This window comes from Bradyrhizobium sp. AUGA SZCCT0169 (assembly GCF_018130085.1).
Classification (GTDB): Bacteria; Pseudomonadota; Alphaproteobacteria; order Rhizobiales; family Xanthobacteraceae; genus Bradyrhizobium.
In genome coordinates this window covers 40,721-60,950 of sequence record NZ_JAFCMC010000006.1, presented here as the reverse complement: position 1 = coordinate 60,950, position 20,230 = coordinate 40,721, and the positions used below count along the sequence as shown (strand labels likewise).

The 20,230-nt window shown below is 61.7% G+C and carries 21 protein-coding genes; 10 read left to right on the top strand and 11 right to left on the bottom strand.

Annotated elements, in window-relative coordinates:
* Positions 1–4: 4 nt before the first annotated feature.
* The gene (locus tag JQ609_RS09510; RefSeq protein WP_212204463.1) at positions 5–976 is read left to right on the top strand and encodes an ABC transporter substrate-binding protein; all 972 of its coding nucleotides are present in this window, start codon (positions 5–7) and stop codon (positions 974–976) included.
* Between the two features lie 260 nt (positions 977–1,236).
* Here JQ609_RS09510 and JQ609_RS09505 read toward each other — a convergent pair whose 3' ends face one another.
* Positions 1,237–1,815, bottom strand: coding sequence for a hypothetical protein (locus JQ609_RS09505; RefSeq protein WP_212204464.1), 579 nt, complete (start codon positions 1,813–1,815; stop codon positions 1,237–1,239).
* A 516-nt stretch (positions 1,816–2,331) separates the two neighbouring features.
* On the opposite strand from JQ609_RS09505, the gene JQ609_RS09500 reads away from it, so the two are divergent.
* A complete protein-coding gene (locus tag JQ609_RS09500; RefSeq protein ID WP_212204465.1) occupies positions 2,332–3,315 on the top strand; it encodes an ABC transporter substrate-binding protein in 984 nt (327 codons plus the stop codon).
* 903 nt (positions 3,316–4,218) lie between these two features.
* Here JQ609_RS09500 and JQ609_RS09495 read toward each other — a convergent pair.
* Positions 4,219–4,626, bottom strand: a complete 408-nt coding sequence (locus tag JQ609_RS09495) for a hypothetical protein (protein WP_212273232.1) — start codon at positions 4,624–4,626, stop codon at positions 4,219–4,221.
* Positions 4,627–4,812: 186 nt separating this feature from the next.
* Between JQ609_RS09495 and JQ609_RS09490 the strand changes: the two genes are divergently transcribed.
* The 3 genes from JQ609_RS09490 (at position 4,813) to JQ609_RS09480 (ending at position 7,213) form a co-directional block, all read left to right on the top strand.
* Complete coding sequence (locus JQ609_RS09490; RefSeq protein WP_212204985.1) at positions 4,813–5,046, top strand: hypothetical protein; 234 nt, start codon at positions 4,813–4,815, stop codon at positions 5,044–5,046.
* Between the two features lie 173 nt (positions 5,047–5,219).
* Positions 5,220–6,650 carry a caspase family protein gene (locus tag JQ609_RS09485; protein ID WP_212204468.1) on the top strand — a complete coding sequence of 477 codons (1,431 nt, stop codon included), beginning with the start codon at positions 5,220–5,222 and terminating at the stop codon, positions 6,648–6,650.
* 257 nt (positions 6,651–6,907) lie between these two features.
* Entirely contained in the window at positions 6,908–7,213 is a 306-nt protein-coding gene (locus tag JQ609_RS09480) for an HdeA/HdeB family chaperone (RefSeq protein WP_192734196.1), read from the top strand.
* A 5-nt stretch (positions 7,214–7,218) separates the two neighbouring features.
* Here the strand turns inward: JQ609_RS09480 and JQ609_RS09475 are convergent, their stop codons facing one another.
* On the bottom strand, positions 7,219–7,680 hold the full coding sequence (locus JQ609_RS09475; RefSeq protein WP_212204470.1) for a PaaI family thioesterase: 462 nt from the start codon (positions 7,678–7,680) through the stop codon (positions 7,219–7,221).
* 380 nt (positions 7,681–8,060) lie between these two features.
* Here JQ609_RS09475 and JQ609_RS09470 point away from each other — a divergent pair, with 380 nt between their 5' ends.
* A complete protein-coding gene (locus tag JQ609_RS09470; RefSeq protein ID WP_212204471.1) occupies positions 8,061–8,339 on the top strand; it encodes a hypothetical protein in 279 nt (92 codons plus the stop codon).
* Positions 8,340–8,423: 84 nt separating this feature from the next.
* Entirely contained in the window at positions 8,424–8,654 is a 231-nt protein-coding gene (locus tag JQ609_RS09465; protein ID WP_212204472.1) for a hypothetical protein, read from the top strand.
* 9 nt (positions 8,655–8,663) lie between these two features.
* On the opposite strand, the gene JQ609_RS09460 is transcribed toward JQ609_RS09465, so the two are convergent.
* The 5 genes from JQ609_RS09460 to JQ609_RS09440 all read right to left on the bottom strand — a co-directional run bounded on the left by JQ609_RS09460 (position 8,664) and on the right by JQ609_RS09440 (position 11,530).
* Entirely contained in the window at positions 8,664–8,843 is a 180-nt protein-coding gene (locus tag JQ609_RS09460; protein WP_212273230.1) for a hypothetical protein, read from the bottom strand.
* A gap of 839 nt (positions 8,844–9,682) precedes the next feature.
* Positions 9,683–9,922: a PilZ domain-containing protein gene (locus tag JQ609_RS09455; RefSeq protein ID WP_192734191.1), complete on the bottom strand. Its 240-nt coding sequence runs from the start codon at positions 9,920–9,922 to the stop codon at positions 9,683–9,685.
* A gap of 173 nt (positions 9,923–10,095) precedes the next feature.
* On the bottom strand, positions 10,096–10,269 hold the full coding sequence (locus tag JQ609_RS09450; RefSeq protein ID WP_212273228.1) for a hypothetical protein: 174 nt from the start codon (positions 10,267–10,269) through the stop codon (positions 10,096–10,098).
* A gap of 313 nt (positions 10,270–10,582) precedes the next feature.
* On the bottom strand, positions 10,583–10,762 hold the full coding sequence (locus JQ609_RS09445) for a hypothetical protein (RefSeq protein ID WP_212204474.1): 180 nt from the start codon (positions 10,760–10,762) through the stop codon (positions 10,583–10,585).
* 612 nt (positions 10,763–11,374) lie between these two features.
* Positions 11,375–11,530, bottom strand: coding sequence for a hypothetical protein (locus tag JQ609_RS09440; protein WP_212273226.1), 156 nt, complete (start codon positions 11,528–11,530; stop codon positions 11,375–11,377).
* A gap of 748 nt (positions 11,531–12,278) precedes the next feature.
* Between JQ609_RS09440 and recA the strand changes: the two genes are divergently transcribed.
* From recA to JQ609_RS09425, 3 genes are all read left to right on the top strand, one after another.
* Positions 12,279–13,367: a recombinase RecA gene (gene recA / locus JQ609_RS09435; RefSeq protein ID WP_192734187.1), complete on the top strand. Its 1,089-nt coding sequence runs from the start codon at positions 12,279–12,281 to the stop codon at positions 13,365–13,367.
* Between the two features lie 115 nt (positions 13,368–13,482).
* Positions 13,483–14,454, top strand: a complete 972-nt coding sequence (locus tag JQ609_RS09430) for a hypothetical protein (protein ID WP_212273224.1) — start codon at positions 13,483–13,485, stop codon at positions 14,452–14,454.
* 60 nt (positions 14,455–14,514) lie between these two features.
* Positions 14,515–15,492, top strand: coding sequence for a hypothetical protein (locus JQ609_RS09425; protein WP_212273223.1), 978 nt, complete (start codon positions 14,515–14,517; stop codon positions 15,490–15,492).
* A 110-nt stretch (positions 15,493–15,602) separates the two neighbouring features.
* On the opposite strand, the gene gcvP is transcribed toward JQ609_RS09425, so the two are convergent.
* The 3 genes from gcvP to gcvT form a co-directional block, all read right to left on the bottom strand.
* On the bottom strand, positions 15,603–18,476 hold the full coding sequence (gcvP, locus tag JQ609_RS09420) for an aminomethyl-transferring glycine dehydrogenase (RefSeq protein ID WP_212273222.1): 2,874 nt from the start codon (positions 18,474–18,476) through the stop codon (positions 15,603–15,605).
* Positions 18,477–18,638: 162 nt separating this feature from the next.
* Entirely contained in the window at positions 18,639–19,004 is a 366-nt protein-coding gene (gene gcvH / locus JQ609_RS09415) for a glycine cleavage system protein GcvH (RefSeq protein WP_192734185.1), read from the bottom strand.
* A 9-nt stretch (positions 19,005–19,013) separates the two neighbouring features.
* Positions 19,014–20,159, bottom strand: a complete 1,146-nt coding sequence (gcvT, locus tag JQ609_RS09410) for a glycine cleavage system aminomethyltransferase GcvT (RefSeq protein WP_212273221.1) — start codon at positions 20,157–20,159, stop codon at positions 19,014–19,016.
* Positions 20,160–20,230: the final 71 nt, after the last annotated feature.

Here is a 20,230-nt window from a genome sequence, read left to right as displayed (position 1 = left end):
GACCATGAGGCGGCGCGATTTTATTGGCTTGATCACGTCTGCAGCGGTATCGCTTCCACGGCTGGCGGTCGCGCAAAAGAAGCCCGTGCGGATCGGTTGGCTCGTATTCGGCGGTGGATCGCTGGGGCGGATCGATCAGTCGTTGAAAGAGGCGCTTTCGCAGGGCGGCCTTGTTGACGGCAGCAATCTGCAGATCATTTACCGTTATGCGAACGGCCACGCCGCGCGCCTGCCGGAGTTGGCGGAGGAACTTGTTGCGCAGAAGCCCGACCTTCTGCTTGCGGTTGGCGGTGACATTCTCAAGGCGCTGTTTGATGCAAGCAACGGCACCATACCTGTCGTCGGCGGCGTCAGCGACAGTCCGGTACGTTCAGGACTAGCCGTGTCACTGGCCAACCCGGGCAAGAATTTTACCGGTGTGACATTTCTTACCGATGAAATGGCAGCCAAGCGGATGGAGCTGCTAAACGAGGTCGTGCCAGACGCAAAGCGGGTGAGCGTAATTTTCAATCCGCAGCATCTCGATGACGAGCTTACCTTCGCACGGAAAGGAGCCCAATCGTTTAGTATCGATGTAACAGCGCATCCCATCAGCAACCCGGAAGAGCTGGAAGCCGCGCTTCGTTCAGCAAGTGCCAGTGGCGCGAACAGTTTGTTTGTGGTCGCTTCGCGACTGACTAGTTTGGTTGCCCCGAGAATTGCTCAGTACGCATTGGAGCAGCGGCTCCCGGTCATCGCTGCGTGGCGCGAATTTGCCGCCAGCGGGGCCTTGTTGTCCTATGGACCGGATAGGATCTTCGAGGCCAAGCGGCTTGCAGGTTACGTGCAGAAGGTGTTGAGGGGTACCAAACCGGCCGACCTGCCGATCGAGCAACCTGTCAAGTTCGAGCTTGTGCTCAATCTGAAAACAGCACGCATTATAGGATTGCCGATTAGCCGAGATTTAATGCTGCGCGCAGATGACCTTATCGAATAGCTACGACGGATTCCGCTTGTGGCACTTTTGGGATATGCCCGCCGATCCTGAGAATGTCCGTTCACCGGAGCAGCAAGACGGGCCGAAACCGTAACGCATGAGCGAGTGGCTGAAGTCTCCCGGCTTACAGCCGCCGAAGTAATTGGCAATGGCTGCTAGCTATTACGCCTACGTCATTGGTCATGACGGTAGTATCCGGAACCGCATCGAAGTCCTCTGTGATAGGAGGCGTGACGACGGGACGGAGCGCCCCGGCAGGATCACTCGGCCGAGTTCACGCGGATTTCGGATTGGACGAGCCTGCATCCCTTAGCTTCGGCGCAGCGGTCCATCGGAACAACAAGCATCTCCCTCAACCTGCGTTGCTTCTCTTCTTGGGAAAAAGGGGGCGCTAACTGGTCGGCTCTTCTCCGAATCTCGCTTTCCAAAGCGGCTCGCTGGTCAGGAGCAAGAGCCTTCCCAGCCGTCATTAAGAGGAAACCAACCAGGTCATGCCGCCGTAAGTCCAAATCCAGAATGATGAGCCCGAAAGGACCATCGGGGATGCTCACCCGCTTAAAAATGCAAGCGTAGCTGTCCTGGCAAAGCGAATATTGCTTCAGGTTCACATACCGCATGCTGCATTCCGGAGGCGTTTCCATACGAACGACGCAGACCGCCAGATCCGGCGCATTTTTGTTGATGGCCGTCGGAGCGCGCGCCCCGCCAAGGCCTGGAATGCCGTCCCAAGGTTCTCCGTCGGCCTTCGTGGGGTCGGCCGCCACGGTGATGCTGATGGGTTTCCCTTCACCGGCCAGGCAGTTGGCGGGGAACACCAAAATAAACAAAATGGCCCACAACGACCGTCGGTTTATGCGCGAATGCCAACTAGCGACTCGGTGAGAGCGCCTGAACAAGCACAACCGGCGTAGTTGCATATAGGGCATCCGACAGGTTTTTCCTGACACGGGCCGCTTCATTGATGATCCTTTTGCGAGATCAAGATATTCTCGCGTACGGATGCGTCAACACCTTAGCGACAGCTCAGGAAAATCAGTGGCGCATCGGCATCCCGTCCTAAGCAGAGAGATTTGACGCCTGTGTTGCGGCGACCGGTTGAGCCGGCACGCCAGAAGCGGACGTTCCGGTCAGGTCGGCTTCTGACCGAAAACGGACATACGCGAGAAAAGTGCCTTTCAGGGCGGCATCGTGATTTCGAAGCGTGTTAGGCTTTCGCCTGCGACGATTGAACGGGGCAGTGTCCCCGGGGGCGTGGAATTTCGACAATTTGGGAGTGATACCGGCGGCGCGCGCGGCACTCTGCCGGATCTTAATTCGTCCGCACGCATGACGCCGGATCCGGCGAGGACATCGAAATGAAACGACGCGAGTTCATTACGATCATTGGCGCTGCGGCTGCATCGTGGCCGCTTGCGGCGCATGCACAAGAGCGCGTGCGGCACATCGGCGTGTTGCTGCCCGCAGCCGCGGACGATGCGGGAATGCAGGCCCGAATCGCGGCATTTCATCAGGGCCTGGAGCAATCGGGCTGGACCATCGGCCGCAACGTGCGCATCGACACCCGCTGGGCCACGACCGATGCCGCTGAGATTCGCAGGCACGCGGCGGAATTGGCCGCGCTTGCGCCCGACGTCATCCTGGCCCATGCCGCCACGACCGTGGGGCCGTTGCTGCAGGCGACCCGCACCGTACCGGTCGTGTTCCCGGCCGTCGTCGATCCGGTCGGCGCCGGCTTCGTCGACAGCCTGGCGCGGCCGGGCGGCAACGCTACCGGTTTCATGAACTACGAATACAGCCTGGCGGGCAAATGGCTGGAACTGCTCAAACAGATCGCGCCCGGCCTGACACGAGTAGCAGTCCTTCGGAATGCCGCCACAGCCTCCGGCCCAGGCCAGTTCGCCGCCATCCAGGCCGTGGCGCCGACGCTCAGCGTGGAGGTGAACCCGGTCAACGTGCGCGACGCCGGCGAGGTCGAGCGCGCCGTCGCCGTCTTCGCGCGTGCTCCGAACGGCGGGCTGATCGTGACGGCGAGCCCGTTGGTGCAGCGTCATCGCGATCTGATCGTCGCGCTGGCGGCCCGGCACAAACTGCCCGCGATCTACTTCGAACGCCTCTTCGTCGCCGCCGGTGGGTTGCTCTCCTATGGGCCTGATCAGATCGACATGTATCGCCGGGCGGCCGGCTATGTCGACCGCATCCTCAAAGGCGAGAAGCCCGCCGAGCTCCCGGTACAGGCACCGACCAAGTACGAGCTGGCGATCAATCTCAAGACCGCCAAGACGCTCGGCCTCGCTGTGCCGCAGACACTGCTCGCCGGCGCCGACGAGATGATCGAATAAGGAGCCGATGTCATGCTATCTTTCGGACATCACGCGATGCCTGAATCGGGTCCGTAGTGCACGATAAAGCGGACGTCCCGTGATCGCTTGAACGCATGGTTTCCGCCGGTCTCTACCTGTGCCTTGAGAACGGTGTCGCCTCGCGCGCAAGTGAAATCTTGCGATCCGCGTGCGACAAATCAACCCGACGGGCAAATCAGTTCCGGTTTTCGGAAATCATGTCAAGTCCAAAAATTCCGAAAATCAAAAATATTTCTCTTTCCTTCGACCCCAAATCACCGGTTCATTCTTGGCCATCCCGTCCCACTCAGAGGGCGTCGGCCGTCGTCACGACGAGGGGCGGGTTGCGGTGGACGTAACAGTTGCGATTGACGGTCGCGGCTGATGCGTACGGCGAAAGCGTGTGGTCCTGGCGCCCGTAACGGCGTCAAGTCTTTCGGGAGCCAACGCTTCCGAGGGGCGACGGTGGCAATAGAGGCCGTCTCACCGGGGAGAGCGCGTCATAAGCCGTAAAGCCATTGCGCAGGGAATGTCGGATGCTCTCCGCTGCCCTGTATGCTCGTGTGCAGCTTTGTTTGCACTATTCGCACATGAGACCGCGGGTGCAGCGCGCATCCGGCATTCCCTGCGCCCTCTGGATTTGGGGGCGAGAAGTTTCCAACAAACCTCGGGCGCATCGCGTCGCGAGAATGCGGGCACATATCTTCGTCGTCCCGGCCTTGAGCCGGGACCCATACGCCGCGGCCCATCGATGAGATCGCCGGCGTTAGAGACCTTGTTCCACAATGACCGCCGCGGAGTATGGGTCCCCCGATGCGCAATTGCGCATCTGAGCTCAAGGCCGGGACGACAGCGTTGTTTGAAATTCGAATCCGTTGCAACGCACCGGCTGCACCAGCCCCGCTACACCGGCTGGTAGCTCTCCGTCGCGCAGGTGTCTTCCGCCTCGACCTGGCGGCGATCGAAAATCGCGCCGTTGGAAATCGTGATGCGATAGGTTTGCGTGCCGAGCGGCTTGCCGTTCACCGAGGTCAGATCGGCTTTGACGCAGGCGGTCCAGCCCGTTCCGCGCAGCTCGGGGCGCGGCGCCGAGAACTGTACGCCCCTCGGATTGGATGCCGCCAGGAACACCGAATCCAGTTTTTCGCTGAGCAGACGCTTGAGGTCCGGCGGCGCCTCGGGCGGCGGCGGTTCGGGTGCTTTGGCGCGCATGAATTCCGGCACCGGCGAGCGGACGTCGGCAAAGCCGCAGCCTGCCAGCACAAGCGCAACGCCCGCGACCAACGCAATGTGAACAATGACCCGCCCCATCGCCGGCTTTCTACCCCGGGACGGCGAAAATTGCGCCCCCCGGCGGCGATCAAATTGTGCGGCCGAGCGGGCCGCGCCGATCAACATTTGCTGAACGGCTCATCCGGACGGGCTATCATGCCCCCGATCCCGGGATTGCCATCATCCTGGCGGAACGTCGCCGAGATGGCGAAGAAAGCAAGGGCGATGAAGACCATTACGATTGCGGCATTCATTCTGGCGTTGCTTGCGGTGCCGGCGCACGCCCAGGGCCGGCGACAGCAAGGGGGTGGCGAGGAAACGAGGGCGAAGCAGGACACCAAGCCGAAGGTGGACGAGAAAGCCTACAAGGCTGCGCTCGAGCGAATTCCCGAACCGAAGGAAAAATACGATCCCTGGGGCGTCGCGCGTCCGGCGGAACCCGCCAAGAAAACCAGGTAATCCAAGAAGTCCAAGTAAACCAAATTGATTACATCAAATCGCGCGGGCTTTATGCCTGCGACATATTCGTCGTTGAACTGAGTCTGTGTCCCACCTCACACTGCCTGCCTTGCTTGAACCTTTACCACCAGGACCTCGACCAATTTGCAGCCTGCATTGCCGGAGGTGGCCCCATGTTTCGTCACGCGCTTTTCCATTTGGTAGTTCCGGCGGCGCTGCTGCTGGGCGCGCATTCTGCCTCCGCCGAAAGCCGCCTCGCGCTGGTGATCGGCCAATCGGCCTATAAATCCGTTCCGGCGCTGCCCAATCCGATCAACGATGCCAAGGCGGTCAGCAAGATGCTGATCGATTCCGGCTTCGAGGTTTCGACCGTTTCCGATCTGTCGCAAAGCCAGATTCGCGATCAGCTCTCGGAGTTCGCCGGCAAGGTCGCGTCCAAGGGCGGCGATTCGATCGCGCTGGTGTATTACGCCGGACATGGCGTGCAGATCGACGGCGAGAATTTTCTGGTGCCGGTCGACATCGATCCGAAGCGCGAATCCGACATTCCGATCCAGGCGGTGCGGCTGAACGACGTCCTGAACACGCTGACCTCGGCGCCGAGCAAGATGCGTATCCTGCTGCTCGATGCCTGCCGCAACAATCCGTTCCCCGGCATAGCCAAGAGCGCGGGCGGCGGGCTCGCGATCATCGACGCCAAGATCGGCGCGCCGAATACGTTCCTGTCGTTCTCGACCTCGCCCGGTGCGGTGGCCGAGGACGGCACGGGCAGCAACAGTCCGTACACCACCGCGCTGATCGCCGCGGCCAAGGAAACCAACATTCCGATCGAGGAAACCTTCAAGCGCACGCGCGTGTCGGTCAACAAGGCGACCGACGGGCGGCAGACGCCGTGGGACAGTTCCTCGCTGACGGAGGATTTCAGATTTTCGGGCACCCCGGTGGCCGGCCCGAAACTGGCCGCGACCAAGAAAACCGTCGAGGAGTGGACCCGCGAACTGAAGGGCAAGCCGGTCGAGGCCGCGAACGAAATCATCGTTGCCGACGGCACCGATGAATCCTACGAGGCGTTTGCCAATCTGTACGCGCAGACTCCGCTCGGTGCACTGGCCCGCGACTGGCTCAATCGGCACAAGCGCATGGTGGCGTGGAACAATGCGGTCATCGCCAACACCGCGGCGGGCTATCGCGCCTTCCTGACGAGATTCCCGGACAGCGATTTGACGCCGACCGCGCGCACGATGGAAGAACGCCTGCGCAACCGTCCCGAGATCATCCCGGCGGTGGCGGTCGGCGGTGGCGCTACGCCGCAGAACGTCGCGCTGACCTGTCCCTGCACCCCGCCGGCCTCAGCGCCGCAACTGAAGAAGAACAATACGCCGATCAAGCGCGTCGATCCGGATCCGCCCAAGCGCGTCGAGCGCGCGCCGCCAAAGCGGGTGCGCGGGCCCGACTACTATGAGGATGAAGTGGTCTATCGCCGCCCGCCGCCGCGCGAGGTGTATGAGCCCGTGGGGCCGCCGGTCGGCATCGGCATCGGGATTGGCATCGGTGGCGGCGGCTATGGTGGTGGCGGTCATCAGGGCGGCCGGGGTCGATACTGAGGCGGCAATCACGTCATCGATGTTGCAAGAGAGCGCCGCCCGTGCGGCGCTTCTCGTTGCCGGCGACGTGCGAAAACCTAAGCGTGCTCTGTTTGAGAATCTCATGTAGCGCAGCGTAATTGCGAACAATCGATTCAACACACGCGGTGCTTGCGCATGCCTTTGCATTTCGATTACGACATTGACCGGGAAACGTGCTGACGCGGTTTTCCGGCATTGGTGCCGGCTTTCGCCGTCATGCGCCAAGGGAGAGCATCATGAAGACGACTGTTTCGATTCTGTTTGCGGCGGCGCTTACGCTTCCGCTTGGACTTGCATCCGTTCCGGCGCATGCCGTCGTGCTCGATCTGTCGACCATGACCTGCAAGCAGTTCGTCGATGGTGGTGATGACACCATCAAGATGGTGCTGACCTGGATGGACGGCTGGTACAAGGGCGACTCCGACGAAGCGATCATCGACACCGACGTGTTCGTCGAGAACGCCAAGAAGTTCGGCACCTACTGCGGAAAGAATCCGACGATGAGCATCGTCAATGCCGCTGAATCGGTCCTCGGCAAGTAAATCACCTACAGCATCGCGAACGCGCTCGAGACCATCGCCACCGGCTTGTTGTCGGTGGCGCTGGAGAGCGTGACGCGGCCGAAGCTCATGGTGCGCCCGAGGCGAACCACGCGCGCATCGGCCAGCACGTCGGAGGCGGTGACCGCGCGCATGAAATGCGTGGTCTGATCGACCGTCGTCATCGGGCGATAGCCGCGATTGGCGGCGACGTTGGCGATCACCATCGCGGTGTCGGCAAACGCCATCAGCGCCTGGCCGGAGACAACGCCGCCATTGCGGCACAGCCGTTCCGAGAACGGCATGCGCAGGATCGCACCGGGCTGCCAGTCGGCCGATCCAGCCTGCGGCGGGGTGAAGTCGAAACCCTCGATCGACAGATTGAGGTCAAGCACCCACGGTGCAAACACCTCGTCCAGCACCCGCTTTGCTTCCGCGATGCCGAATGCCGCCGTCTGTTGCTCTTGCATGAATGATTGTTCCTCGGACGATATTGCGTTCCGCCCATTGTAAGGGGCATTCGGCCGCAATGACCATGGCACCCCCGCTCGGCATTCCCAAACGTCCGGCCTGCATTGGCTTGAAAATGCCAGACTTGAGGGGCATGATCGCCACTTCGGGGAGTGGGGCGCGTTCATGTTTCGCCGGGTGGTGTTGATTTCGAGCTTGATTGCCGTGGGCCTTGCGCTTAACGGCTGCACCAAATGCGGACCGATCTGGGACGACTGGATGCAATCCCCCAAATCCTGCAGGTCGGACCGGCTTTGATCGCGCGCGCTTGGCGGCGCGGCTGCGGCGGTGATATACGCCCGAAAACGCCGGGGGAGAGTGTCCCAAAGGAGAGCCTGTTATGAGAATTCTGAGCGCGGCCGTGATGATGGTGTTGCTGACGGCGCCCGCTTACGCGCAGATGCCCAACCTGAACCTGATGCCGGAAGTCGTCACCAGGACGCCGGAGGAGAAGGAACAGGATGCGATCAAGGATAAGGCTTACAAGGAATCGCTGAAGAAGATTCCCGACTCCAAGGCGTCTTCCGATCCGTGGGGAACCGTACGCAACAACGACACGCCCAAGGCGGCTGCGCCAGCCAAGCCGAAGACCGGCAGTGCGGCCAATACCCCTCGCTAGCCGAAAGGCCCCATAGCGCAGACTCGGAATTGTTCTCCGCCGGCCCTATATTGAACGTGTCGTCATGTGTTTCGGAGTTGCGACATGGTCATGCGTCCGCGGGATCTGGCCAGCCGGATGGCCTCTCGGCGCAAGCCGGATGACGGCTATCTGCGCGAGACCTTCACGCTGCCGCGCGAGGTAGCGCGGACGAGGGCGCGCGATTTCCTCAGCCGCTATCCCAAGGCGGCCTATTTGAGCGCGGTCGAAAGCTGGCGCGAACTGCCCGGCGGCGACATCGAATTCACGATGCGGCGGCTTCCCAGCGCGGACTAGCAGGGCGAACTAGCCAGATGCGCTTTTTTTCCGCTCGCGGTTGATCCGCAGCTGTACCCGTCGCACCGCGAGCAGATAGAGTTTGGCTTCGGTCTTGCCGGTGATGACCCTGTCGTCAATCCGGAATTGCCATTTCCAGATACCCGGAGCAACCGCAGTCACGGTGTATTCGACGCCCTTGTAGATCATGAAGCAGCCCCGTCCGACCCAAGCCGCATTCAATCCGAGATTGTCACTTTAGATTGTAAATATTATTTGATGCCCGTTGAGGGAATGGGTGGGCGCGGGGCCCCGAATTCGGAGGTCGCTTCGCGATCGGTGTGCCTGAGCTCGCGGTCGATCTTCAGCTGAACGCGGCGCATGGCGAGCAGGAGCAGTCTTGCTTCCGTTCGTCCCGACCTGACGAGGTCACCAATCCGGAATTGCCAGTTCCAGATCCCCGGGGTTTCCGATCGTGTCAGCGTATATTCTATGCCTTTGTGATTCATAGGGAATCTCCCCATGCGCCAACTGAATTAACTGAGTTGGGCGGGTAAAGTTTCCATTTGTCCGATAGCGTCTATTGCGGTCGTCTAAGATAAAGCGCGCCCGTGAAAGGTCGTGATCGCTATGCGAGGGGACAATCCCGCGTTCGGCTGTTGAGGTGGCCAAGCCGCCTTGCCGGCGCTCCCACGAGCCGTGGCTTGTTGCTTGCCGGCAGCGGCCTGCAATGTCCGCAGAGGCAGTCTTTGACCTTCCTGACCTGTCCAAAACGCACCGCGCCGCGCAAGCGGAGTATGGTCGCTTGGCGGCGCAGGCTTATACCCCGAGTGATGCAATGTCCCAGGCAGCAATATGTCGTGGCGGCCCTGCAAAAGGTTCAACGTCTCCTGCTAAAAAAAATCCGGTGCTGAAACGAAGCGATCGCTGCCGCCGTATCTGTCTGACGGCGGGGTGGTCCTCCAGATTATTCCCTGCTGTCGGCGACCCCGACCGTATGGCCCCATGCGGCGGGGTCGTTTTGCTGTGGCGACGCGCGGCGCGGCGGCTTAATCGAACGTGACGCCGATGCGCTTATCCTTGCGCCAGACGATATGGCACGGCCGCTTCAACTGTTCTGATGGCACGAACAATGTGAAGCGGTCCGGGATGAACAGCGGGGTCACGACCTCGAGCGCTGCGCCGGAGGCCGAGAGATTCCGAACGGTGCAATCGATCCCGCCGCCGCCGAACTCGATGGTTCCGGCCTTCAACGTGCGACGCCGCGGTGCGATCCGGGTCTCGTCCATAGCCCCATTATAGCACTGATTCACTCGCAAAGGGATGGTGGGCCGGGGTTCGCGCGGGGGTAAGGCGCGAACACAAGGCGAAAAACTGGCGACCATCCGGTTGGGAACTTTGTTCTTGTCCGGAGAACTACGGGGAAGGCCGCCAATGAAAGGCGGCCTCTTCAAAGCGTCGGTTAGGGCAGGGTTGTCGCGATGTTCCTGATGGTGCCGGTATGGAAGCGAATGACCGCCACGACATGGTGGTATAGATCGCTCAAACGGCCGCCGCCGTTCACCGCGTCCAGTTCGTCGATGGTCAGTTCGCCGACGTTCAGTTCATCGATCTGCTTCTGGCCAATCTCAATCATGCGTCTCTCCTTTGATGGGGATTGCGACAATCACGTTGCAAGGGTGCGCTCGGATGTTCCCGTTGGCTGTGATGGCTGGCACACTCGAAACTGAGCCGCTGCACGTTTCAAATCTGGCCGGTGCCGTTTTGAAATCGCGTCGAGCGAAGGCACCGATCAATTCGCCGATCGTCGCCGCACAAGTTGCGTTGAGCGCGGTCCGCTGAGCTTCCCGCAACTGGCCGAAATCGGACATCAGGCATGGCGCCGGCGGCGTCCTCAAACAAAAGAGGCCGCCAAGGCGGCCTCTCAATTCCGGTTTGACGGACCGGCACTATCGCATGTGCAGGGTCATCTTCTGCGGCGATACCAGCGGCTGGTGTACGGCGTCCAGCAAGCGGGCGCCCAACGCCTTGAGGTACGCGTCGACGATCCGGTCGAGGATGGCGCCGCCGCTGACCTGTTCGAGTTGTTCAAACGACATTTCGCAGATTTCGTTGTTGAGTTCGGTCATGTCCGTCTCCTGTTTGCGTGGGCAGGACCATTCCCGCCACCCTGGATGACAGGGATAGGCTGTCTCGCGACGGACTGCTGTGATGATCGTCACACGACGGCTCAGATGCAAAATCGCGAAAACAACCCCATGCAAAGGAGAATGGGCGGCCGACGTCGCCGAGTGGATACCGGCCGACATTGAACACCCGAGAAGGCAAAGTCGGCCACTCAAAAGCACAGCGCCGCCAAGCTGAATAATGCTTGGCGGCGTTGCACCAGAGCTGGAAATTGCAATACCCCAGCCTGGAGAATACGTCGGGGACAGGACAAGGTTTCTAAAAAGTGCCGCAGATTTCGGGAACAAGTGGCAATGGGCGGAGTTGTAAAGGCGCTGCCAGTCCCCAGTTGCCCCGGCAGCATAAGCGGCCCCAGTGCCTCTTCCCCGAGGCTGGGGCCGTTTCTTTGGGGCGCGCCAAGACAGCTTCGATGGGACGGCAGGCGGCAGGGCTTCGATTGCTACAGCGCGCCCTGTTTTGCCTTGCTGGAGAGAGCAACGATCAGGATAGCAATACGCTCGGAACCTTGTTCACGGTCGGAGAACTACGGGCAGAGCCGACTCGGGCGACCTCGTTTACGCGACCGGCGGGTAGCTGGGCTTCGGAAGGCTGATTGCGCTCGAATTGATGACGCCCCTCGAAACGACTTTACCCCCTGAGACCGATTCAAGCGCATCGTCGCTCAGTCGCTCTGCATCGGTCAGTTCGCGAATTTCATTCTGGTTATTCATGGTCCCGCTCCGCTGTGGCGCCTTGTGCGCCGTTGATCTGGAGCGAGCATGCCGAGCGGCTATCGAGGCGACTGTGACAGTCGTCACGAAAGCGTTCCGGCAAAAGAAAGAGGGCCGCCAACCGCCTTGCTCTTTCTAGGCTAGTTCTGGTGGTTGAAGTCCGGGAGAGGAAAGCCACTCGTTTATGTGAGAGGCCGTCTCTAGCTGCCTGATCTTCCTGAGCAGCACGTCCTTCTGAGGACCAGGCTTGAGCTTGGTTACCTCCGCTTCCAACCGGGCCTTCTCAGCTGCAATTCGATCTTCAAATGTGTGGGGAGCGGATCGGCGACGCTGCACGATACAACCTCGTTGCTCACGGGTCCTAACCGTCGGGTTTGCATGTCCGATCCTATAAAATTCCGCTTCCGGGCGTCGGTTCCAAAGTGAACATTCCAAAAAATACCGCTGCGCACTTCAAGGCAGGTCACCATCAGGGGTCGAAACAGGCCGGCTCCGGACTACCCACTTCGGGGGATGAACAGAGCACGGCAACATCGCGGCGCTGGTGAGGGTCAAAAGGGGCCGCCTCAAAATCGAAAGGGATCATTAACTTAGACCGGGACGGAAGGGGCGAGGGACCGCTCACCTTAAAAGAACATATTGCGAACAGAGAACAAAGATGGTACAAGTTCTCATCGTCAATCGAATCCCTTTAGATCCCTCGTCGTCCGTTTGTCCCGCTAGCGAATCCCCGCCATAAGGAGCACCCATGTCCGCCACTGCCCTGCGTATCGTCGAAGGATCCTCCATGGATAAGACCAAGGCCCTGTCCGCCGCGCTCTCCCAGATCGAGCGCCAGTTCGGCAAGGGGTCAGTGATGAAGCTGGGCAAGAACGATCGCTCGATGGATATCGAGACGATTTCGTCAGGCTCGCTTGGGCTGGACATCGCGCTCGGCGTCGGCGGCCTGCCGAAAGGCCGCGTGGTCGAAATCTACGGGCCGGAATCATCAGGCAAGACCACGCTGGCGCTGCACACGGTGGCCGAAGCCCAGAAGAAGGGCGGCATCTGCGCCTTCATCGACGCCGAACATGCGCTCGACCCGGTCTATGCCCGCAAGCTCGGCGTCAACATCGACGAACTCCTGATCTCGCAGCCCGACACCGGTGAGCAGGCGCTGGAAATCTGCGACACGCTGGTGCGCTCGGGTGCGGTCGATGTGCTGGTGGTGGACTCCGTCGCTGCCCTGGTGCCGAAGGCCGAACTCGAAGGCGAGATGGGCGATGCGCTGCCCGGCCTGCAGGCGCGGTTGATGAGCCAGGCGCTGCGCAAGCTCACCGCCTCGATCAACAAATCCAACACCATGGTGATCTTCATCAACCAGATCCGCATGAAGATCGGGGTGATGTACGGCTCGCCCGAAACCACCACCGGCGGCAACGCGCTGAAATTTTACGCCTCGGTTCGCCTCGACATCCGCCGCATCGGCGCGATCAAGGAGCGCGATGAAGTCGTCGGCAACCAGACCCGCGTCAAGGTCGTAAAGAACAAGCTGGCACCGCCGTTCAAGCAGGTCGAATTCGACATCATGTATGGCGAGGGCGTCTCCAAGATGGGCGAAATCCTCGACCTCGGCGTCAAGGCCGGCATCGTCGAGAAGTCCGGCGCCTGGTTTTCCTATGACAGTCAGCGGCTCGGGCAGGGCCGTGAGAACTCGAAGGCGTTCCTCAAGGCCAACCCTGATATGACCGCAAAGATCGAGGCCGCGATCCGCCAGAACTCCGGTCTGATCGCCGAACAGATTCTCGCCGGTCCCCCCGAGCGCGACGCCGACGGCGAAGAGCCGGCCGACGAATAGCACTTTCCGAAGTCTCGGATCGCATGATCCGGGTTTCGACATAGCGGGTGCTGAGGACGTTGAGTTGCCGACGTTCTCAGTGCCCGTTTTGTTTTGCGTATGCGGGTGAACTGACATGACGCGGTTGGTTTTGACATCGAGCGATTCGGCAGGCGGGTGTCTCCTGCGCGCCGGAGTCGGCGATATCGTTATTCCGCTTGGCTTCCGGTTCGTCTGGGACGAGTTGCCATCGGACGTGAAGCTGGAAGCCATGTTGGGGCCGGGCTCGCTGGACCAATTTCCACCGCACCGGCTTGGAGAGTTTCATTTGAAAGGGATGGGGGCGCTCGATCTCTGCGAGCGCTGCGAAGCCGTTGAATTCTGGTTTGATCCGGCCCCCAACGCGCAACTCATCCTCGTGCAGCTTCTGGATTGCTTGAGCTCGCGTGAGCGTATTGTCTCGAAGCTGACCCTATTCCAGGCAGACGTCGACATTGCCAAACAGGTTCCGGAAGCGATTTCAGAATGGAAGCCTCCGGCTGTCAAAATCCGGAACGAGCATCTTGAAGCCGCCAGTTTGGCCTGGCAGGCATATCGACAGCCGACACCTCAACAATGGGCTGATTTGCTTCAGAAGGAAGTCAGCGCCCTGCCGCAGCTTCGACAGGTCGTGCTGGAGTTACTCGAAGAACTTCCCATGCCTTTAACCGGCCTGGGCGCGACCGAAATGCGAATGCTGGAACTGGTCGCTGCCGGTGACGCAACTCCGTTCGACGTCTTTCCGGGCCACGACAAGCGCAACACGCGACGTGTATTCGGCTATTGGGAGGTTGGCGAGCTGCTGGATGGGCTGGCGCGCGGTCCGGCACCTGCCGTGGCCGGCCTTGAGGAGGGGACTTTCACGGATGAGATGCACGATGACGCTGCGCGCCTCGCGCGATACAGGCAGAGCAAACTGTCGCTGACCCCGCTCGGCGAGGCCGTTTTGGCGCAGGCTGAAGATTTCAGCCGGCGTAACCCGATCCGCCGCTGGTGGGGCGGGACCGAATTGACCAATGACAATTTGTGGCGCTGGGATCCGGCGAGCCGCATGCTGATCGCGCCTTGAACAGACAGGTCCTGCTGACAGTAGCCGCGTCCTCGTATTCCTCTCAACGGGATGGTCGTGATGAAGTCTCTGATTCTAACCGGCTGGCTCTCCCCGGAATTCACCGAGCCGGAATTCGCCGATCTCGCCCTTAGCTTCTTCTTTCGCTTCGGCTGGGGACCATTGCCTTCGCCGGACGAACTCGCAACCTATCTCGGTCCGCGCACGTCAGATGTTTTACGCGGCCATCACTGGTCGGACTTTGCCACCAACTGGAGCGGGAGCAAGAACCGAAGTCACAGAGACCTCAGCCTGGCCGAATTCTGTCAGCGATACGAAAGCGTCGAACTATGGTTCGACACGCGACCGAATGCTCAGTTGCAGTTGATCTGGCTACTTGATTATTTCCGGCCTTACCCGGAAACGATCGCCAGGTTGAAATTTCGTTTGGTTGACCTCGAAATGATCGGGCTTGACCGCCTCGGCAAGTGGCGGCCGCCGGTGGTCAACATCACCGAAAAGGAACTTGAGGTAGCGAGCGCAGCTTGGCGGGCATATGGGGCGCCGACCCCGAAAGGCTGCTTCGATCTGCTCGGCAGAGACTTGAGCGCCTTGCCGCTTCTCAAACCCGTCTTGATCGATCTGCTCGAAGAACTGCCGTCAAGTTCGACAGGGCTTGGCGCCTCGGAAATGCGGATGCTCGAGCTGATCGCGCGGGGATATTCGCTAACCAATGCGCTATTCTATCTCTACCAACTGCGCCAAACGCGCATCTTCGGCGAGTCGGAATTGGGCTATTTGCTGGACGGGCTTGCGCACGGCCCGCGGCCGGCGGTGCAAGGCCTCGACGAGCAACTGCGTACGCTCGATCGCGAAAAGTTGCGGGGGCGGCAAGAGGCGTACCTGCGAAGCGAGCTGTCGCTTACCGAATTCGGCGCGGCTGTTCTTGCCCACAAGGAAGACTTCAGCCGACACAACCCGATTGATCGCTGGTGGGGTGGCACGCACCTGACCAATGATAATCTGTGGCGCTGGAATCCGGCGTTGGTAGCGCCTTGATCTGTAGGATGGGTAGAGCGAAGCGAAACCCATCGCAAATGTCGATGCGCGCGCCGCCTAACGATGGGTATCGCTGCGCTCCACCCATCCTACGGTCGCGGTGACTAAGCTCACTCCGCCGCCTGAGCGTAATCCTCCACCGGCGGGCATGAGCACACCAGGTTGCGGTCGCCATAGACGTTGTCGACGCGGCCGACCGGGCACCAGTATTTGTCCGTCCGCGAGGTGCCGGCCGGGAAACAGCCCTCGGCGCGGCTGTAGGCGCGGGCCCAGGCGTCGTCGGCGATGTCGTGCACGGTGTGCGGGGCGTGGCGCAGCGGCGAGGCTTCGATCTTCCAGCGGCCCTTCTCGACCTCGGCGATCTCGTTGCGGATCGCGATCATCGCATCACAAAAGCGATCCAGCTCCGCCTTCGATTCCGATTCGGTCGGCTCGATCATCAGCGTGCCCGGCACCGGAAAGCTCATGGTCGGGGCGTGGAAGCCGTAGTCGATCAGCCTTTTCGCGATGTCGTCGACGGTGACGCCGCTAGTCGCTTTCAGCGCGCGGGGATCGACGATGCATTCATGCGCCACCCGGCCTTTTGCGTTCTTGTACAGCACCGGAAAGTGCGGATCGAGTTTGCTCGCGATGTAGTTGGCGTTGAGGATCGCGATCTCGGTCGCCCGCGTGAGGCCTTCGCCGCCCATCATCAGAATGTAGATGTAGGAGATCGTCAGGATCGAGGCCGAGCCGAACGGGGCGGCTGACACCGGTCCGATCGGATGCGGCACCGTGCCGTCGGTCGCGGGATGACCAGGCAGGAAGGGCGCCAGATGCGCCTTGACGCCGATCGGTCCCATGCCGGGGCCACCGCCGCCATGCGGAATGCAGAACGTCTTGTGCAAATTGAGGTGGCTGACGTCGGCGCCGTAATCGCCGGGGCGCGACAGGCCGACCTGCGCATTCATGTTGGCGCCGTCGAGATAGACCTGTCCGCCATGGCCGTGCACGATGTCGCAGATGTCGCGGATGTGTTCCTCGAACACGCCGTGGGTCGAGGGATAGGTGATCATGATCGCGGCGAGATTCTTCGAATGCTTCTCGGCCTTCGCGCGCAGATCATCCACATCGACGTCGCCTCTGATGTCACAGGCGACCACCACCACCTCCATGCCGACCATCGCGGCGGAGGCCGGGTTGGTGCCGTGCGCGGAAGAGGGGATCAGGCAGATCTTGCGATGTGGCTCGCCGTTTGCTGCGTGATAGCCGCGGATCGCCAGCAAGCCGGCATATTCGCCCTGCGCGCCGGAATTCGGCTGCAGCGAGATCGCGTCATAGCCTGTGATGTCGCACAGCGCTTTCTCAAGCCGCCGGAATAGCACGTGATAGCCGTTGGCCTGCTCGGATGGCGCAAACGGGTGCAGATTGCCGAACTCGGGCCAGGTCAGCGGGATCATTTCCGCCGTGGCGTTGAGCTTCATGGTGCAGGAGCCGAGCGGAATCATCGCGCGGTCGAGCGCGAGGTCGCGATCGCTGAGCTTGCGCATGTAGCGCAACAGCTCGGTCTCGGAACGGTGGGTGTGGAACACGGGATGGGTGAGAAACGCGCTGTCGCGTTTGAGAGCGGAGGGCAGCGTCTCGCGTGCGGTTACCTCGATGTCGGAATAGGCAAGCTTGCCGCCGAACGCGCGCCACACCGCTTCGACCGTCGCTTGTGTCGTGGTCTCGTCCAGCGCGATGCCGAGCGTGTGTTGACCGATGCGCAGATTGATATTTTCAGCGTGCGCCCGGACGATGATCTCGCTCTGCCTGGCACCCACATCCACCGTCACGGTGTCGAAGAACGCCTCGCTCTTCAACGCAACGCCCAGCTCTCGCAAGCCTGCCGCGAGCACGGTGGTCCGGCGATGCACGGTGCGCGCGATATGCGTCAGTCCCTCGGGGCCATGATAGACCGCGTACATCGAGGCGATCACCGCCAGCAGCACCTGCGCGGTGCAGATGTTGGAGGTAGCCTTTTCGCGGCGGATATGCTGCTCGCGGGTTTGCAGCGCGAGGCGGTAGGCCGGCTCGCCGCGCGAATCCACCGACAGCCCGACGATGCGGCCGGGCAGCGAGCGCTTCAGCCCATCGCGCACCGCCATATAGGCGGCATGCGGCCCGCCATAACCCATCGGCACGCCAAAGCGTTGCGCCGATCCGATGGCGATATCGGCGCCGAGTTCGCCGGGCGAGGCTAGCAGCGTCAGCGCGAGCAGATCGGCGGCGACGACGGCAAGCGCCCCCTTGGCGCGCAGCGACGCAATCGCGGGGCGCAGATCACGTACCGCGCCGGAACTGCCGGGGTATTGCAGCAGCGCGCCCAACACGTCCGCCTTGTCGAGATCGGCGAGGGGATCGCCGACGATCAGTTTCCAGCCCAGCGGCTCGGCGCGGGTACGCAGCAGCGCCAGCGTCTGGGGATGCACGTCCGCATCGACGAAGAACGATTTGCTCTTCACGCCAGAGAAGCGCTCCGCCAGCGCCATCGCTTCCGCGGCAGCCGTGGCTTCATCGAGCAGCGAGGCGTTGGCGACATCGAGGCCGGTGAGGTCGCAAATCATGGTCTGGAAGTTGAACAGCGCCTCCAGCCGGCCCTGGCTGATCTCGGGCTGGTAGGGCGTGTACGCCGTGTACCAGGCCGGGTTCTCCAGGATGTTGCGCTGGATCACCGCGGGCAGGATGGTGCCGGAATAGCCCTGGCCGATCAGCGAGGTGAACACCTGGTTCTGCGCGGCAAGTTCCCCCATATGCGCGAGCGCTTCGGTCTCGCTCAACGCGTGCCCGAGATCGAGCGGCGTCTTCTGCCGGATCGAGGACGGCAGCGTCTGGCTCATGAGTTCGCCGAGGCTTTTCACGCCGACGCTCTCCAGCATCGCTGCGATGTCGCGGGGCGAGGGGCCGATATGGCGGCGCACGAAATCGGTGGCGGGTTCGTTCAGGGGCTTGAAGGGCGCGTTCATGGGTGCCTCGCTGGAATATGCAATCTCGGTGTCGTGCCCGCGAAGGCGGGCATCCAGTACGCCGGGAAATCAGCGATGGAGCCGACAGGCCGCGGCGTACTGGGTCGCCCGGTCAAGCCGGGCGATGACAGCGAGTGTGTGGTCGCAATTTGCTTCATCTTCTCACGCGGTGTGCTTGGCGTAGGCGGCCTCATCCATCAGGCCGTCGAGTTCGCTCTTGTCCGCAATCTTCAGCTTGAAGAACCAGGCCTTGCCGGCGGCGTCGGAATTCACCAGCGCGGGTTCGGCGGCGAGTTCCTCGTTGACTTCGAGCACGTCGCCGGAGATCGGCGCGTAGACGTCGGAGGCGGCCTTGACGGATTCGACGACGGCGGCGGCTTCCGCCTTCTTCAGGCTGCGGCCGACCTTGGGCAGTTCGACGAACACGACGTCGCCGAGCTGCGACTGCGCATAATCCGTAACGCCGATGGTGGCGACGTCGCCCTCGATGCGGAGCCATTCATGGTCGGTTGTGAACAAGATCGTCATGGAACTTCCTCAGCGTTTATAGGTGTTGGGAACGAATGGCATGGCGGCGACCTGCTGCGGCAGGCGCTGGCCGCGGACTTCGGCGAAAACCTGCGTGCCGGCTGCGGCGAGCGGCGACGGCAGATAGCCCATCGCGACCGGTGCATTGAGGGTCGGGCCGAAACCGCCTGAGGTGACCTTGCCGATCGGTTCGGCAGAGGTCGCGTCGGCAAACAGCACCGCGCCTTCGCGCACCGGCGCGCGGCCTTCGGGCCGCAAGCCAACGCGGCGACGCGATGCGCCTTTTTCAAAATGGGCCAGAATAATTTCGGCACCGGGAAAACCGCCGGCGCGCGCGCCGCCGGTGCGGCGGCTTTTCTGCACCGACCATTCCAGCGCGCCCTCGACCGGGCTGGTCGTGGTGTCGATGTCGTGGCCGTACAAACAAAGCCCGGCCTCGAGCCGCAGGCTGTCGCGGGCGCCCAATCCGATCGGCAGCACGTCGCTGTTCTCCAGCAGCGCGGTTACCAGCGCTTCGGTGTGTTGAGCCGGAACCGAAATTTCAAAACCGTCTTCGCCGGTATAGCCGGAGCGCGAGACGAAGCAGTCGAAGCCCGCGACCTTGCGCGGACCGGTGTCCATGAATTTCATCCCGCCGACATCTGCACAAAACTTCGCCAGCGCCGATTCGGCCTTCGGCCCCTGCAGCGCGATCAGCGCCCGGTCGGCCAGCGAATCGATCACGCAGGCATCCGAAAGGTGCGCGCGCAGATGCGCCTCGTCCTCGGCCTTGCAGGCGGCGTTGACCACCAGAAACAGGTGGTCGCCGAAATTCGCCACCATCAAATCGTCGAGAATGCCGCCATCGGGATTGGTGAACTGCGCATAGCGCTGCCGTCCGGGCGCCACCGCAACGATGTCCTGCGGCACCAGCCGTTCCAGCGCCAAAGCTGCGTCCTCGACCTTGCCGGACTTCGGCCGCAACGCGAGCTGGCCCATATGCGAGACGTCGAACAGGCCGGCGGCGCTTCTTGTGTGCTGGTGTTCCCGGAGCACGCCGGCGGCGTACTGCACCGGCATTTCATAGCCGGCAAACGGAACCATCTTGCCGCCGCGTGCCACATGGAGCGCGTGCAAGGGTGTGTGATGTAAAGGAGATTTGTCGCGTGCCAGCATTCAGGGACCCTCCAGGGTTCGGGGACCAGTCCCCAAAAACCCAAAGAAAGCCCCATCTGTCGCTGTGCCTG

Excerpts from the sequence above, each read along its gene's own strand:
- JQ609_RS09510 (WP_212204463.1), top strand. The coding sequence starts at position 5 with ATGAGGCGGCGCGATTTTATTGGCTTGATCACGTCTGCAGCGGTATCG.
- JQ609_RS09500 (WP_212204465.1), top strand. The coding sequence starts at position 2,332 with ATGAAACGACGCGAGTTCATTACGATCATTGGCGCTGCGGCTGCATCG.
- JQ609_RS09495 (WP_212273232.1), bottom strand. The coding sequence starts at position 4,626 with ATGGGGCGGGTCATTGTTCACATTGCGTTGGTCGCGGGCGTTGCGCTT.
- JQ609_RS09490 (WP_212204985.1), top strand. The coding sequence starts at position 4,813 with ATGAAGACCATTACGATTGCGGCATTCATTCTGGCGTTGCTTGCGGTG.
- JQ609_RS09485 (WP_212204468.1), top strand. The coding sequence starts at position 5,220 with ATGTTTCGTCACGCGCTTTTCCATTTGGTAGTTCCGGCGGCGCTGCTG.
- JQ609_RS09480 (WP_192734196.1), top strand. The coding sequence starts at position 6,908 with ATGAAGACGACTGTTTCGATTCTGTTTGCGGCGGCGCTTACGCTTCCG.
- JQ609_RS09475 (WP_212204470.1), bottom strand. The coding sequence starts at position 7,680 with ATGCAAGAGCAACAGACGGCGGCATTCGGCATCGCGGAAGCAAAGCGG.
- JQ609_RS09470 (WP_212204471.1), top strand. The coding sequence starts at position 8,061 with ATGAGAATTCTGAGCGCGGCCGTGATGATGGTGTTGCTGACGGCGCCC.
- JQ609_RS09465 (WP_212204472.1), top strand. The coding sequence starts at position 8,424 with ATGGTCATGCGTCCGCGGGATCTGGCCAGCCGGATGGCCTCTCGGCGC.
- JQ609_RS09460 (WP_212273230.1), bottom strand. The coding sequence starts at position 8,843 with ATGATCTACAAGGGCGTCGAATACACCGTGACTGCGGTTGCTCCGGGT.
- JQ609_RS09455 (WP_192734191.1), bottom strand. The coding sequence starts at position 9,922 with ATGGACGAGACCCGGATCGCACCGCGGCGTCGCACGTTGAAGGCCGGA.
- JQ609_RS09450 (WP_212273228.1), bottom strand. The coding sequence starts at position 10,269 with ATGATTGAGATTGGCCAGAAGCAGATCGATGAACTGAACGTCGGCGAA.
- JQ609_RS09445 (WP_212204474.1), bottom strand. The coding sequence starts at position 10,762 with ATGACCGAACTCAACAACGAAATCTGCGAAATGTCGTTTGAACAACTC.
- JQ609_RS09440 (WP_212273226.1), bottom strand. The coding sequence starts at position 11,530 with ATGAATAACCAGAATGAAATTCGCGAACTGACCGATGCAGAGCGACTG.
- recA (WP_192734187.1), top strand. The coding sequence starts at position 12,279 with ATGTCCGCCACTGCCCTGCGTATCGTCGAAGGATCCTCCATGGATAAG.
- JQ609_RS09430 (WP_212273224.1), top strand. The coding sequence starts at position 13,483 with ATGACGCGGTTGGTTTTGACATCGAGCGATTCGGCAGGCGGGTGTCTC.
- JQ609_RS09425 (WP_212273223.1), top strand. The coding sequence starts at position 14,515 with ATGAAGTCTCTGATTCTAACCGGCTGGCTCTCCCCGGAATTCACCGAG.
- gcvP (WP_212273222.1), bottom strand. The coding sequence starts at position 18,476 with ATGAACGCGCCCTTCAAGCCCCTGAACGAACCCGCCACCGATTTCGTG.
- gcvH (WP_192734185.1), bottom strand. The coding sequence starts at position 19,004 with ATGACGATCTTGTTCACAACCGACCATGAATGGCTCCGCATCGAGGGC.
- gcvT (WP_212273221.1), bottom strand. The coding sequence starts at position 20,159 with ATGCTGGCACGCGACAAATCTCCTTTACATCACACACCCTTGCACGCG.